Origin of the sequence: Diaphorobacter sp. C33 (assembly GCF_030503915.1) — a bacterium.
Classification (GTDB): Bacteria; Pseudomonadota; Gammaproteobacteria; order Burkholderiales; family Burkholderiaceae_C; genus Diaphorobacter; species Diaphorobacter nitroreducens.
Genome location: NZ_CP129980.1, coordinates 1164859 through 1178887 on the forward strand (window position 1 = coordinate 1164859; position 14029 = coordinate 1178887).

Below are 14029 nucleotides of genomic sequence, written 5' to 3' on the forward strand. Positions count from 1 at the left end.
AGCTTCCAGCGCCCGTCCATCAAGCGCTAGAAGCTATCAAATCGAGAGCAAATTCCCGCGCGTCAGCCCAGCAGTTCCTTGATCTGCTGCAGTGCCACGGGGTCTTCCATGGTGGTCAGGTCGCCCGTGTCGCGGCGCTCGGCCACGGCCTGCAGGGCGCGGCGCAGCAGCTTGCCGCTGCGGGTCTTGGGCAGCATCGTCACGAACAGCACGCGCGCCGGGCGGGCCACGGCGCCCAGTTGGGTATCGACCTGCTTCATCACCTCGCCTTCCAGCTTCAGGCGCGCGGCCTCGTCGGTGAGGCCAGAGGCATCGCGCGGCACCGCGAAGGCCATCGCGACTTGGCCTTTCAGCGCGTCGGCCACGCCCACCACGGCCACCTCGGCCACATTGGGGTGGCCGGCGATGCATTCCTCGATCTCGCGCGTGCCCAGGCGGTGGCCGGCCACGTTGATCACGTCGTCGGTGCGGCCCAGGATGAAGTAGTAGCCGTCGGCATCGCGGATGCCCCAGTCAAACGTGCTGTAGACCAGCCGGCCGGGAATGCTCTTCCAGTAGGTGTTGACGAAGCGATCATCGTTGCGCCACACGGTCTGCAGGCAGCCAGGGGGCAGCGGCCCCTCGATGGCCACCACGCCCTTCTGGTTGGGCTGGGTCAGTTCCTCGCCCGTGGCCTCGTCGATCAGCTGGACGTTGTAGCCGTACACGGCCTTGCCCGGGCTGCCGAAGCGCGAGGTTTGCTTCTGCACGCCGTTGCACAGCGTGAGGATGGGCCAGCCGGTCTCGGTCTGCCAGTAGTTGTCGATGATGGGCACCTGCAGCGCGTCGCTGATCCACTGCGCCGTGGGCTCGTCCAGGGGCTCGCCTGCCAGCCACAGCGCCTTCAGGCTGCGGATGTCGTATTTCTTCAGGTAGGCCGGGTCTTGCTTCTTGAGCACGCGCACCGCCGTGGGGGCCGAGAACATGTGCGTGACCCGGTATTTCTCGACGATGCTCCACCAGATGCCCGCGTCGGGCCGCACCGGCAGGCCTTCGTACAGGATGGTGGTCATGCCGGCAATCAGCGGGCCGTAGATGATGTAGCTGTGGCCCACCACCCAGCCGATGTCGCTGGTACAGAAATAGGTGTCGCCCGGCTGTGCCTCGAAGATGTGGCGCATGCTGGACGCCAGCGCCACGGTGTAGCCGCCCGTGTCGCGCTGCACGCCCTTGGGCTTGCCGGTGGTGCCGCTGGTGTACAGGGTGTAGCTGGGCTGCGTGGCGTCCACCCAGATGCAGGGCACCTGTGCATCCATGTGCCGCGCGCGCAGTGCCGCCCAGTCGTGGTCGCGGCCCGCGCGCATGGCGGCGGGCGCGAGGCCCCGGTCCACCAGCAGCACGGCCGCGGGCTTGTGGGCCGACAGTTCGATGGCCTCGTCCAGCAGCGGCTTGTAGGGCACCACCTTGCCGCCGCGCGAGCCCGCATCGGCGCTCACGATCACCGTGGGCTCGGCGTCCTCGATGCGCGAAGCCAGCGACGACGACGCGAACCCGCCGAACACCACCGAATGGATGGCCCCGATGCGCGCGCACGCCAGCATGGCGAACGCCGCCTCGGCAATCATGGGCATGTAGATCAGCACGCGGTCGCCCTGGCGCACGCCCAGCGTCTGCAGGCTGGCGGCCATGCGCTGCACTTCCTGGTGCAGTTCGGCGTAGGTATAGGCGCGCTCGGTATCGGTTTCGGTGGAGATGGCCACCAGCGCGTTTTGCAGCGGGCGCTCTGTCAGGTGGCGGTCCACCGCGTTGTGGCACAGGTTGGTGGTGCCGCCCACGAACCACTTGGCGAACGGCGGGTTGCTCCAGTCGCAGATCTGCTGCGGCGGCTGCTGCCAGTCGATCAGGCGAGCCTGCTCGGCCCAGAAGGCGTCGCGCTCGTCGATGGAGCGGCGGTAGAACTCGGCATAGTCGGCGGCCATGGTGCTGTCTCCTTGGAATCCTCCGCGCCGACGTGGCGCGGGTCGGTGGTTATCCAAAATTCATAATTATTCATGCCGCGCTTGCGGGAAGCTGACGCGGTCGCAGACGCGGTCCTTGACGCAGTCGCTGACGCGGCGCTTGCCGCCCCTTCTATGCTCGGCCCACCTTCGTGCTTCACTATTCATAGCTGCTAGCGCTTGGTGGGTGTGCCTCAGAGACCTATTTTATCAAGGCCAGCATCTCCTTGAATGCCGGGTGCTCGCAGCTGCGCAGCCACTCGAAGGCCACCATCTCGGTGGTTACCAGCTCGGCGCCGGCGCCGGCCAGTCGGTCGAAGGCGGCGTCGCGGTTGCGCTCCGTGCGCGAGCTGCAGGCGTCCGTCACCACCCACACCTCGAATTCATCCTCCAGCAGATCGAGCGCCGTCTGCAGCAGGCAGACATGGGCCTCGCAGCCGGCCACCACGATGCTGGCGCGCTCCGGCGCCTGGGGCTCGCGGCCCTTTTGCAGGTGCTTGGGCAGGCTGCGCGCATTGCCGCCCTGGGGCTTGGCGGGCGGGCGCAGCCACTCGCCCAGGCCCTCCTCGGTGGCGCTGAAGTGCATCTTGGACAAGGTGCGCTGGCACAGCGCGCGCAACGCGGCGTCGTTGGGTCCCAGGCGCGAAGGGTTTTGCTCCGTGCCCCACACCGGCACGTCCATCAGCCTGGCAATCTGCGCCAGCCTGCGCGCGTTGGCCAGCACGGCTTCTGCCTCGAAGATGGCGGGCATCAGGCGTTCCTGGTAATCCACGAGAACGAGTTGGGATTCGGAGGCGTCAAGCAGCATGGCGGTCATCGTTGTTCAGTCGGGCGGTCATTGTCGCAGGCGCTACGGGTAGCAGCGGGGCAACAGCGCGCAAGTTCCCCGTGCGCCGCATGTCCCGATTCGGGCACAGGGGATGCCCCCTCGCAGCCGGTCCCGCACCGCGGCTCGCCCTCGCGCTGGCGTGTTCAACGTTGCCTCAGGCGCAGCAACTGCCCGTCCGGGCTGTCGGTGAGCAAGTACAACCAACCGTCCGGCCCCTGGCGCACGTCGCGGATGCGCGCGCCCAGGCCGTCCAGCAGGTACTCGTCGCGCACCACCTGCGCGCCCTGCAACTCCAGCCGGTGCAGCCGTGCGAACTTGAGAGAACCCACGAACAGGCTCCCCTTCCAGGCCGTGCCGTACCGGTCGCTGGTGAGAAAGGCCATCCCCGACGGCGCGATCGACGGCACCCAGTAATGCAGCGGCTGCTCCATGCCGGCCTTGGCCGTGCCCTCGCCGATCTTGCCGCCGCCATAGTTTTCGCCATAGGTGATCACCGGCCAGCCGTAGTTGCGGCCTGCTTCGGGGCGGTTGATCTCGTCGCCCCCTTGCGCGCCGTGCTCATGGATCCACAGCCGGCCGTCTGGCCCCCAGGCCGCTCCCTGGGGGTTGCGGTGGCCCCAACTCCAGATCTCCGGCAGCGCGCCCGCGCGGCCCGCCAGCGGGTTGCCAGGCGCCGCGCCGCCCGTGGGCGCTATGCGCACGACCTTGCCCAGGTGGTTGTCCAGGCGCTGGGCGTCCTCCTTGCGGCCGTAGCGCTCGCCCAGGGTGAGAAACAGATGGCCGTCCGGCGCCTGCACGATGCGGCAGCCAAAGTGCAACTGGCTCGCCACCTTGGGACGCTGGCTGAAGAGCACTTTCACGTCCTGCAGCGCCGCCGCGTCCGGCGCCAGCGTGGCGCTGGCCAGGGCCGTGCTGTTGCCGCCGCCCTTTGGTGCGGGTTCGGAGTAGCAAAAGAAGATGCGCCGGTTGCGCGCGAAGTCCGCATCGGTGATCACATCCAGCAGGCCGCCCTGCCCGCCCGCCGCCACTTGTGGCAACCCGGCCAGCGGCGGCCCCAGGCGCCCGTCAGCCTCTACCACGCGCAGGCGGCCGGGCCGCTCGGTGACGAGGAAGCGCCCGCCCGGCAAGAAGGCCAGGCCCCACGGATGGCTCAGGCCCGAAGCCACTACCTCCGCCGACGCCTCACCGCGCGCGGGCACGGGGGGGACGGGTGCGACCTCCTGGGAAAGCGCCTCGCCGCCCGCCAGCATGGCGGCAGCGGTCAATGCTATGTTAATAATAGCTGCTAGCGCTCTTCCAGTGTGGCTTGCAGGCACTTTTGGCACAGAGTTCATGGGAAAGATTCCTGGGATCAACCGTGGGTGCTGTCATGGTGCTGCGCCAGCGGGCTCTGCATGCGGCACGCGGGGCTACGCGGAGGGCCATGGCGCCGCGTTGACACCATGGCATGTGCATTGTGCGCGGCCGGGCCGCACAGGCAAACCCATCCTTCAGCGAACCCGCACGCGGCGGCCCGCGCAGCCGGCAGCGAAGCGCCGGCTACTGTCCAGGCAAGAGCGGGGCCTTGGCCTACAGCCCGCTCGGCATGCTGCCTGACCACACCATGCGCCGCCTGCTTAGCTGCGCGCGCCCCCAGCGCCCGCACGATGAGGCCACGCGATGCCCGCGTTGCCAACGAAAGGAAAAACCATGTCGATTTCCCTCCTGCTGCTCATCATCCTGGTGCTGATCCTGATCGGCGTGCTGCCGACCTGGGGGTACAGCCGTTCCTGGGGCTACGGTCCGGGCGGTGGTGTCGGGCTGGTGGTGGTGATCGTGCTCATCCTGCTGCTGATGGGGCGCATATAAAAAAGCGGGGCCTGCGCCCCGCTGTGGCGAGGGCCGCCGTGGGCGCGGCCGTGTGTCGTCACGAGGTCTGGCCGCCGCCCGCGGCGCCACTGGCGGCCGATTGGCTGCGCCGGTCAGGCTCCGAAGGACTGGAGATGTCGCGGATCGCCGTGCCGGACTGGCGCTCGTCCACGTTGGTGGCCACGTCGCCCAGCGACACGATACCCACCAGCCGCTGATCACGGTCCACCACGGGCAGCCGGCGCACCTGCATGTCGCGCATTGACGCGATGGCTTCGTCCACGGGCTGGTCTTCGTAGCAGTAGTACACCTCGCGGGACATGACCTCGTTCAGGCGCGAGTGGGTGCGCTCTTCGGCCAGGCCGCGCAGCACCATGTCGCGGTCCGTCACCATGCCCACCAGGCGCTCGCCATCGCACACCGGCAAGGCTCCCACATTCAATTCGCGCATGGCCTGCGCGGCGGTGGTGAGGGTGTCGTCGGGTGCCATGGTGCGGATCCCGCGGGTCATCACATCAGAAACTTTCTGCATAGCTCACTCCATTCATGAAAGACAAGGGTCAGGCGCGATCGCGCAAGACTTGGACACCCGTGGCCTCGGCGCAATGGTTGCAGCAGAAGATGCGCTCTCCCGCCTGCACGCCGTGGCCGATGATCGGCACCTCGCAGTGCCCGCACCGCGGCGCCAGGCGCGAAATAGCGCACTCAAAGCTGTCGAAGGTGTGCGGCTTGCCGTCCAGAATCACATCGAACGTGCGGTCGTAGGTATTGCCGCAGGTTTCGCACTGCTTGGCCATGGGAAGTCCTTTCTTGCAACGGATTGGCCTTCAGTGTGGAAAACGCGCAGGCGCCGGGCTGTAGGACCAGCCGCCGTACCGGGGAAGGCGCGCCTGCGCAATGCGTGGCTGGGCGGTACTGCCGACTTGGGCAGGATGCGACGCCCAAGCGATGAGGGGCCTGCCCTATTTCTGCCCTTGTCCTACAGCCGGGCATTTTTCCCAGGCGCAGAGTGGATCGATGCGGACCCTTCAAGGACGGCGCTCTACCGGACAGCCCTTGCTCCTGCTGAATACACCGCGGCGGCGCCGTCCACCGCGGATTCCGCGTGCCGGGGCGGGCCGTCCGCGCCCGCCGTCACATACCATGATCCCTGGATGAGGAGCCCCGTATGAGCAGTCCTCCCATCTTCGAACAACTGCAAGCCAAAGCCTCGCAATGGTGCTCGGAATATGGGCGCTACAAGGAGGAATGCCGCGTGTTCGCGGAGCACATGCGCGTGGAGTACATCGAATACCTGGGCGCGCGGTCGGCGGACATTGAGTTCCACGTGTTGAATGAAAATCTGGAGCGCATGAAGGACGAGGGAACCACCCTCTCGCCCCGATTGCAGCCGGGGGACGATGGCTTCATCTACTTCGGTCTCACGATCGTCTTCAAGATGAACCACGGATGTCTGGATGAGCATGTGCGCATCGGCGTGCAGCGCGTGCGCAACCAATGGCGTGTGCGCTGGAACCAGACGGAGATGGCGTATGGAGACCCGCCGCACCTCGCCTTCTTTCAGAAGGTAACCGCGCTCATCGAAGCCAAGTTCTCCACACCCTTTCACAAGCAGCGGGGTGCGCTGGGGTTCATTCCCGTGGTCAGCAACGACCACCTCGCCCTGCTGCCGCCCGCAGAGCTGCGCATTGCAGCGGAGGCCGACGCGCCCACCGCAGAAAGTGGCGGCCAGCCCGCCAAGGGGTAAGCGCCACCACGGCCCCAGCGCAACCGATTCCGACCTCTCCGTCAGAATCTTCTTACCTTTGCATGCAAATCCTGCGGCCTAGAGTGAATTGGCAGCGAGTCACTTTCGCCGCTTGTTCATTTCCCCCTTCACGCAGGAGCTTACGCATGCCCAGCCATACCTCCCAACGTCCCGCCAGCCGAGATCAGCGCGCCGGCACCCCGCCCCAGGCCAGCAGCCAGGGCGGGCGGGGATTTGCCTGCATGGACCCCGAGCGCCGGCGCGAGACGGCCTCGCAAGGCGGGCGCGCGGCCCATGCCTCGGGCAATGCACACGAATTCACCTCCGCCGAGGCACGCGCAGCAGGCGCCAAGAGCCATGGGGGCACCCACGCTTCCCGCGGCGCCGGCCAGAGCAGCCCTCGCCGCAGCAGCGACCGCTGACGCGCACTGGCCAGCAGGGCCGGGCCCGCCATGGCGCGTGCCCGGCCCTGTGGTTTTCAGCCGGTCATGTCAGCCACTTTTTATGCAGGAGCCAACGCCATGGAAACCGCCGCCCGTCATTGCCACATCGCGCCGCTTTGCCCCGATCCCGAACTTCCCCACTGGAAATCCCTGGGCTGAGCAGCAGTCCTCTCTCTTTCTGAACCTTCCACGGAGCCTTCTCATGAATACACCGGCCAGCCAGACGCCCTCCTCGCCCACCGCCGACGAGACCCAGCAACAACAGCGGGACATACAACAGCAGCAAGACCAAAAAGACGCCACCAAGTCCTCAGGCGACACCCAGCAATCGCAGAAGGCGGCACCCGGCCCGGGCCGCGAGGAGCCCGTTCCGCCCATGCCGGAGCAGCATCTGCAAAAGCCCGGGCACGAACATGCCATGGAGCTCCAGCCCCGTTTCGACGCGCCCCACTACAAGGGCAGCGGCAAACTGCAGGGCATGGCGGCCCTGATCACGGGGGGCGACTCCGGCATTGGCCGCGCGGTCGCGCTGCTGTTTGCCCGCGAGGGTGCCGACGTCGCCATCGTTTACCTGAGCGCCGACCAGGACGCGCAGGAGACCGCCCGCCTGGTGCAGGCGGAGGGCCGTCAATGCTTGGTCATTCGGGGTGACGTGAAAGACGCGGCTTTTTGCCGCGACGCGGTGAAGCAGGCCGTGGCCCAGCTCGGCAAGCTGAACATCCTGGTGAACAACGCCGCGTTCCAGGAACACGCCGAATCGCTGACGGACATCACCGAGGAACGGCTGGACGAAACCTTCCGCACGAACATCTACGGCTACTTCCACATGGCCACGGCCGCGCTGCCGCACTTGTCGCGCGGCGACGCGATCATCAATACCGGCTCCGTCACCGGCCTGCGGGGCAGCAAGAAGCTGCTGGACTATTCGGCCACCAAGGGGGCCATCCATGCCTTCACCAAAGCCCTCGCACACAACCTGGCGGAAAAGGGCATCCGCGTGAATGCGGTGGCCCCGGGGCCGGTATGGACGCCGCTGAACCCGGCGGACCAATCGTCCGAGGACATCGTTCACTTCGGCGAGAAGACGCACCTGGGCCGGCCGGCACAGCCCGAGGAGATTTCTCCGGCCTACGTGTTCCTGGCAGCGCCGTGCTGCTCCAGCTACATCACCGGGATCGTGCTGCCCATTACCGGCAATGCGGGAGACGGCGCCTGATGCGTCTGATGCCCATGCGCTGTGTTTCCAGTCAGCGCAGGGCACCTACCCGCCGATAGGACCGGTCCTACCGACCCGCGTACACCGCAACCGAAGAATGAATCACGCACATCAGGTTTTGTGCGCCCTTCACACCACCACTTCAGGAGAAATCGATGCCCAACAACAACCCGCAAGGCCACAACCAGTACACGGAGAACTCGAACCAGCGCAAGAGCCAGAGCCGCCAGGGTGGCGCCACCGCCAGCGGCCAGAACTCCACGCGATCGCAAGGCGATTCGAATGTGAAAAGCGGTTCATCCAACCGCAGTTCGAAGCAGCGCTGAGCGTTTTCAGCCCCCCTCTTCCACCCCTTTTTTTCAGGAGTACGCAATGGCATACCGAGACAACGACGAACGCAATTACCGCCAAGACCGCAGCCGTGACGATCATGACAATCGCATGGGCCGCGGCGGGCGCGAATCCCAGCAAGGCGGCGGCTACCGCGGCGGGGACGACCGGGAGCGCTATGCATCCTATGGCCAGGAAGGCAGCGGCTCCCAGCGCTCCCAGCGCGAGTGGGCCGGCGACTACCAGGGCATGCAACAGCAGCGCCCTTATGAGGAAAACTACCGCGACCGCTACGAGGCGGGTTATGACAGCGACTTCCGCGCAGGGTCGCGATCAGGCCAGGGCTACCAGGGCGGTGCCGGCTATGGCGGCGACTTTGGCGCAGGCGGGCAGCAGCAGGGTATGTATGGCGGCAACAACCCGATGCAGGGCTCGTACGGCCGCGGCTACCGCGGCGCTCAAGGCTATGGCGCCCAGGGGGGCGTGGGTCAGAGCGGCTACGGGGGGTACGGTTCGCAGGGGTACGGCTCCCAAGGCCAAGGTTATGAAGGCCATCGCGACGCGGACTTTGGTTCGCAGTACTCCGGCACGGGCGGAGAGCAGCGCGGACGCTTTCAGAACGACCCCGACTACCACCAGTGGCGCCAGGACCAATTGCGCCAATTGGATGACGACTACGACTCCTGGCGCAAGGAGCGCTATGAGAAGTTTGCCGATGACTTCAACACCTGGCGCACCTCGCGCGGCGGCGCCGGGCAAAAGAGCAGCGGAAGCAACAGCGCTACCTCATCCAGCCAGGGCACGTCGGGCAAGAACAAAGAACAGGGTTGATCCTCGCTGATCCCCTGGTCCGCAAGGCCCCCGCATGCGGGGGCCTTTTTCTGTATGCCTCAGCGTGCCCTAGCCTGCCGCTGGTTTACCTGGGACCAGCGATGCCGCCTCGCGCTGGCCCACGTCTTTCAGGAAGGCCCACACCGCCTGCATGCGCGCCAGGTGCTTGGCCTCGGCCGGCATGCTCATCCAGAAGGTGCGTGTGAACTCGGCCTCGTGGGGCAGCACGCGCGCAAGTACAGGGTCACGGTCGGCCAGGAACGCGGGCAGCACGGCCAGGCCCGCGCCGGCGCGCACGGCCTCGTACTGCGCGGTGATGCTGGTGCTGCGCAGCGCAAAACGCTCGGGCGGGTAGAGCTGGTCGATGAACTGCAGCTCTTTTGTGAACAGCAGATCGTCCACGTAGCTGATGAAGGCGTGGTGGCGCAGGTCTTCACGCTTGGCCACCAGCGGTCTGCGCGCCAGGTACTCGCGCTGGCCGTAGAGACGCAGGGTGTAGTCGGCGAGTTTGGTGACGATCACCGAGCCGCGCTTGGGCCGCTCCAGGGAGATCACGATGTCCGCCTCGCGCCGGCTCAGGTGCAGCATGCGCGGCAGAGCCAGCAGGTCGATGGACAAGTGCGGGTGCTTCTGTGTGAGCCGCGCCAGGTGCGGCGCCAGCACCACGGTGCCAAAACCCTCGGTGGCACCCACGCGCACCAGTCCGGAGGGGCCCGCGCCCGGCGAGTTGGCGGGCGATGCGCGCTCCACCCCCAGCACGGCGGCCTCCATGGCCTCGACGGCGGGCAGCAGGTGGCGGCCGGTTTCCGTCAACCGGTGTCCCGCTGCCTCGCGGGCGAACAGCGGCGCACCCATCTGTTTTTCCAGCGCCTGGATGCGCCGCGCCACTGTCGTGTGTTCCACACCGGTGCGGCGCGCGGCCCCTGCCAGCGTGCCGGTGCGCGCCAGCTCCAGAAAGTAGCGCAAATTGTCCCAATCCATGTGGCTCCTCTGCGGTGATGTGCAAATTTGCAAAGCCAAGGTGCGTGATTGTCTATTGCCTACGCAATTTCGCACAACTACGATGCAGCCCATGCCAAGTCGGCACTTGCCGTGCCGGCTTCATTGCAGACCACCCCAGGACCCCAGGAGACAACCATGGACGCATCCACCTCCCAGGCCGTGAAGGCCCCCACCGTCAAGCTGCTGATCGGCGGCCAGTTCGTCGAGTCCAAGACCACCCAGTGGCGCGACGTGGTGAACCCCGCCACGCAGCAGGTGCTGGCGCGCGTGCCCTTCGCCACGCCCGACGAGATCAACGCCGCCGTGGCCTCCGCCAAGGAAGCCTTCAAGACCTGGAAGAAGACCCCCATCGGCACGCGCGCACGCATCTTCCTGAAGCTGCAGCAGCTCATTCGCGAGAACATGAAGGAACTGGCCGCCCTGCTGACGGCCGAACAGGGCAAGACCCTGCCCGACGCCGAAGGCGACGTGTTCCGCGGCCTGGAAGTGGTGGAGCACGCTGCCAACATCGGCACGCTGCAGCTGGGCGAGCTGGCCAACAACGTGGCCAACGGCGTGGACACCTATTCCATCATGCAGCCGCTGGGCGTGTGCGCCGGCATCACGCCGTTCAACTTCCCCGCCATGATCCCGCTGTGGATGTTCCCCATGGCCATCGCCACGGGCAACACCTTCGTGCTCAAGCCGTCCGAGCAGGACCCCATGGTCACCATGCGCCTGTGCGAACTGGCGCTGGAGGCCGGCATCCCCGCCGGCGTGCTGAACGTGGTGCATGGCGGCGAAGACGCCGTGAACGCCATCTGCGACCACCCGGACATCAAGGCCATCAGCTTCGTGGGCTCCACCAAGGTGGGCACCCATGTGTACAACCGCGCCAGCCTCAACGGCAAGCGCGTGCAATGCATGATGGGTGCGAAGAACCACGCCATCGTCATGCCTGACGCCAACAAGGAGCAGACGCTGAACGCCCTGGCCGGCGCCGCCTTCGGTGCGGCCGGCCAGCGCTGCATGGCCCTGTCGGTCGCCGTGCTGGTGGGCGAGGCGCGCAACTGGATCCCCGAGCTGGTCGAGAAGGCCAAGACGCTGAAGGTGTCCGCCGGCACCGAACCCGGCACCGACGTGGGCCCGCTGGTGAGCTGCGCCGCGCTGTCGCGCGTCGAGGGCCTGATCGAGCGCGGCATTGCCGACGGTGCCACGCTGGAACTGGACGGCCGCAAGCCCCAGGTGCCGGGCTACGACAAGGGCAACTTCGTCGGCCCCACGATCTTCAGCGGTGTGAAGCCCGGCATGAGCGTGTACGACCAGGAAATCTTCGGCCCCGTGCTGTGCCTGGCCGGCGCCGAGGACATCGACGAGGCCATCGAGTTCATCAACGCCAACCCCAACGGCAACGGCACGGCCATCTTCACGCAGTCCGGCGCTGCCGCGCGCAAGTTCCAGGAAGACATCGACGTGGGCCAGGTGGGCATCAACGTGCCGATCCCCGTGCCCGTGCCGCTGTTCTCGTTCACCGGCAGCCGCGCCTCCAAGCTCGGCGACCTGGGCCCCTACGGCAAGCAGGTGGTGCTGTTCTACACGCAGACCAAGACCGTCACGGCGCGCTGGTTTGACGACAGCACCACCAGCCACGGCGTGAACACCACCATCAGCCTGAAGTAAGCGGCGCCGCGCGGTGCGCGCATGGTGAAATCACAGGCATGACACGATGCGTGAGACCCCATGCCGCCCGCCTGCGCACCCTGGCCGCTGCGTGCGCCCTGTTGGCTGCCACGCAGGCACAGGCGCAGGCCGGCGCTGCCTGCCGCCCCGGTGGCACGGTGGATGAGACCAACGCCTGCGCCGTGCAGCGCTACCAGGAGGCGGACACCGCCACTCAGATTCTGTATGGCGATGTGATGCGTGCCCTGTCGGCCCATGAACGCCCTGCCCTGCGCCAGGACCACGCCGCCTGGCAGCGCACGCGCGCCGCGCAGTGCAAGCAGGCGCAGCGCGCGGCGGAGTCCCGCCCCGAATGGCCGCGGCTGTACCACGACTGCCTGACGGTCCATACCCAGGCGCGGCGCGATGCCCTGATGCACTGGCTGCACCATGGCGAGGCGCCGCAGCCCACGACGAACAAGCCATAAGACACATAAGAGAAGGAGACACCGCCATGGACTTTGAACTCAGCGAAGACCAGCGCGCTTTTGCCGACACCGCGCGCCAGTTCGCCCAGGCGGAGCTGGCGCCCCACGCCGCCGAGTGGGATGCGCAGGGCATCTTCCCCCGCGAGGCTATTTGCCGTGCGGGCGAACTGGGCTTTTGCGGCCTGTACGCGCCCGAGAGCGCCGGTGGCCTGGCCCTGCCGCGCCTGGACGCCACGCTGGTGTTCGAGGAACTGGCGGCCGTGGACCCCAGCACCACCGCCTTCATCACCATCCACAACATGGCCACCTGGATGCTGGGCACCTGGGCCACGGATGCCGTGCGCGCCGAATGGGGCGAGGCACTCACCAGCGGGCAAAAGCTCGCCAGCTACTGCCTGACCGAACCCGGCGCGGGGTCCGACGCCGCCTCCATCAAGACGCGCGCGGAGCTGGTCGGCAACGAGTACGTCATCAACGGCAGCAAGGCCTTCATCAGCGGTGCGGGCAGCACCGACGTGCTGGTGCTCATGGCACGCACCGGCGACGCGCAATCCGGCGCCGGCGGCATCAGCGCCTTTGCCGTACCCGCGAACCTGCCCGGCATCCACTACGGCAAGAAGGAAGAAAAGATGGGCTGGAACAGCCAGCCCACGCGCCAGATCAGCTTTGACAACGTGCGCATCCCCGCCAACCACCTGCTGGGCCAGGAAGGCGAAGGCTTCAAGATCGCCATGAAGGGGCTGGACGGCGGGCGCATCAACATCGCCACCTGCTCGGTCGGCGCCGCGCAAGGCGCACTGCAACACGCCCAGCGCTACATGCAGGACCGCAAGCAGTTCGGCAAGCCCATCGCCAGCTTCCAGGCGCTGCAATTCAAGCTGGCCGACATGGCCACCGAGCTGGTGGCTGCGCGCCAGATGGTGCGGCTGGCCGCCAGCAAACTCGACGCCGGCGCGCGCGATGCCTCCACCTACTGCGCCATGGCCAAGCGCTTTGCCACCGACGTGGGCTTTACCGTGGTGAACGAGGCGCTGCAACTGCACGGCGGCTACGGCTACATCCGCGAATACCCGCTGGAGCGCCTGCTGCGCGACGCGCGCGTGCACCAGATCCTGGAAGGCACCAACGAGATCATGCGCGTCATCATCGGCCGGCGCATGCTGGACGGCGACGCGCCGGAGGTGATCCGTTGACATTCAAAAACCATAGCTGCCTGCGCTGGACAGATAAGCGCTAAAGGCCTATTTGACTCGATACCCACCATGCCTGCTCGCCCCCTGTCCGACGAAGCGCTGCACCTGATCGCCGCCGTGCGCGACGCACTGGGCGAGCGGCTGAACGCACAGGTGGAGGTAGAGGAGCGCACGCTCTTTGGCTGCCACGCCTTCATGGTGGACGGCAAACTCTGCCTGGGCGTGAAGGGCGAAGAGCTGTTGGTGCGCCTGCCGCCGCAGCAGCACGATGCAACCGCCGAAACCCCCGGCGTGCGCGAACTGGACCCGCGTGGCGGCATGGCCGGCTACTTCTGGCTGGAGCCCGCTGCCTACGCCACGCGCGCCCAGTGGGAGCACTGGATTGACACCGCCCTCGCCTTCAACCCGCTTGCCAAGGCCTCGCCCCGGCGGGCGAAGGCAGCCACAAGCAGCAGCAAGGGCACGCGATCATGATTTCAGGCATTTTT

General features: G+C 67.0%; 16 protein-coding genes. 10 read left to right on the top strand and 6 right to left on the bottom strand.

The window, feature by feature from the left end:
- Nucleotides 1–62 precede the first annotated feature (62 nt).
- The 3 genes from QY917_RS05570 to QY917_RS05580 all read right to left on the bottom strand — a co-directional run bounded on the left by QY917_RS05570 (nt 63) and on the right by QY917_RS05580 (nt 4055).
- Nucleotides 63–1958 carry a propionate--CoA ligase gene (locus tag QY917_RS05570; protein ID WP_123676716.1) on the bottom strand — a complete coding sequence of 632 codons (1896 nt, stop codon included), beginning with the start codon at nt 1956–1958 and terminating at the stop codon, nt 63–65.
- 220 nt (nt 1959–2178) lie between these two features.
- On the bottom strand, nt 2179–2784 hold the full coding sequence (locus QY917_RS05575) for an isochorismatase family protein (protein WP_123676762.1): 606 nt from the start codon (nt 2782–2784) through the stop codon (nt 2179–2181).
- A gap of 164 nt (nt 2785–2948) precedes the next feature.
- Nucleotides 2949–4055, bottom strand: a complete 1107-nt coding sequence (locus QY917_RS05580; protein ID WP_123676717.1) for a PQQ-dependent sugar dehydrogenase — start codon at nt 4053–4055, stop codon at nt 2949–2951.
- Nucleotides 4056–4494: 439 nt separating this feature from the next.
- Between QY917_RS05580 and QY917_RS05585 the strand changes: the two genes are divergently transcribed.
- Nucleotides 4495–4653: a DUF3309 family protein gene (locus QY917_RS05585; protein WP_011805256.1), complete on the top strand. Its 159-nt coding sequence runs from the start codon at nt 4495–4497 to the stop codon at nt 4651–4653.
- 58 nt (nt 4654–4711) lie between these two features.
- Here QY917_RS05585 and QY917_RS05590 read toward each other — a convergent pair whose 3' ends face one another.
- On the bottom strand, nt 4712–5185 hold the full coding sequence (locus tag QY917_RS05590) for a CBS domain-containing protein (protein ID WP_123676718.1): 474 nt from the start codon (nt 5183–5185) through the stop codon (nt 4712–4714).
- A 28-nt stretch (nt 5186–5213) separates the two neighbouring features.
- On the bottom strand, nt 5214–5450 hold the full coding sequence (locus QY917_RS05595; protein WP_015913347.1) for a hypothetical protein: 237 nt from the start codon (nt 5448–5450) through the stop codon (nt 5214–5216).
- 371 nt (nt 5451–5821) lie between these two features.
- Between QY917_RS05595 and QY917_RS05600 the strand changes: the two genes are divergently transcribed.
- The 5 genes from QY917_RS05600 to QY917_RS05620 all read left to right on the top strand — a co-directional run bounded on the left by QY917_RS05600 (nt 5822) and on the right by QY917_RS05620 (nt 9220).
- Entirely contained in the window at nt 5822–6400 is a 579-nt protein-coding gene (locus QY917_RS05600; RefSeq protein ID WP_015913346.1) for a hypothetical protein, read from the top strand.
- Between the two features lie 146 nt (nt 6401–6546).
- On the top strand, nt 6547–6822 hold the full coding sequence (locus tag QY917_RS05605; protein WP_287740579.1) for a KGG domain-containing protein: 276 nt from the start codon (nt 6547–6549) through the stop codon (nt 6820–6822).
- 223 nt (nt 6823–7045) lie between these two features.
- Nucleotides 7046–8059, top strand: a complete 1014-nt coding sequence (locus QY917_RS05610) for an SDR family oxidoreductase (protein WP_123676719.1) — start codon at nt 7046–7048, stop codon at nt 8057–8059.
- A gap of 155 nt (nt 8060–8214) precedes the next feature.
- A complete protein-coding gene (locus QY917_RS05615) occupies nt 8215–8385 on the top strand; it encodes a hypothetical protein (RefSeq protein ID WP_162844569.1) in 171 nt (56 codons plus the stop codon).
- Between the two features lie 46 nt (nt 8386–8431).
- Nucleotides 8432–9220 (top strand): hypothetical protein, encoded by a 789-nt coding sequence (locus tag QY917_RS05620; protein ID WP_123676720.1) that lies wholly within the window; start codon nt 8432–8434, stop codon nt 9218–9220.
- Between the two features lie 69 nt (nt 9221–9289).
- Here the strand turns inward: QY917_RS05620 and QY917_RS05625 are convergent, their stop codons facing one another.
- Nucleotides 9290–10201: a LysR family transcriptional regulator gene (locus QY917_RS05625; protein ID WP_103737656.1), complete on the bottom strand. Its 912-nt coding sequence runs from the start codon at nt 10199–10201 to the stop codon at nt 9290–9292.
- Between the two features lie 156 nt (nt 10202–10357).
- On the opposite strand from QY917_RS05625, the gene QY917_RS05630 reads away from it, so the two are divergent.
- The 4 genes from QY917_RS05630 (at nt 10358) to QY917_RS05645 (ending at nt 14015) form a co-directional block, all read left to right on the top strand.
- The gene (locus tag QY917_RS05630; protein WP_123676721.1) at nt 10358–11881 is read left to right on the top strand and encodes a CoA-acylating methylmalonate-semialdehyde dehydrogenase; all 1524 of its coding nucleotides are present in this window, start codon (nt 10358–10360) and stop codon (nt 11879–11881) included.
- A 38-nt stretch (nt 11882–11919) separates the two neighbouring features.
- On the top strand, nt 11920–12348 hold the full coding sequence (locus tag QY917_RS05635; RefSeq protein ID WP_123676722.1) for a lysozyme inhibitor LprI family protein: 429 nt from the start codon (nt 11920–11922) through the stop codon (nt 12346–12348).
- Nucleotides 12349–12374: 26 nt separating this feature from the next.
- Nucleotides 12375–13541 (top strand): acyl-CoA dehydrogenase family protein, encoded by a 1167-nt coding sequence (locus QY917_RS05640; RefSeq protein ID WP_015913338.1) that lies wholly within the window; start codon nt 12375–12377, stop codon nt 13539–13541.
- Between the two features lie 69 nt (nt 13542–13610).
- A complete protein-coding gene (locus QY917_RS05645) occupies nt 13611–14015 on the top strand; it encodes a TfoX/Sxy family protein (protein WP_123676723.1) in 405 nt (134 codons plus the stop codon).
- The last annotated feature ends 14 nt before the right edge of the window (nt 14016–14029 follow it).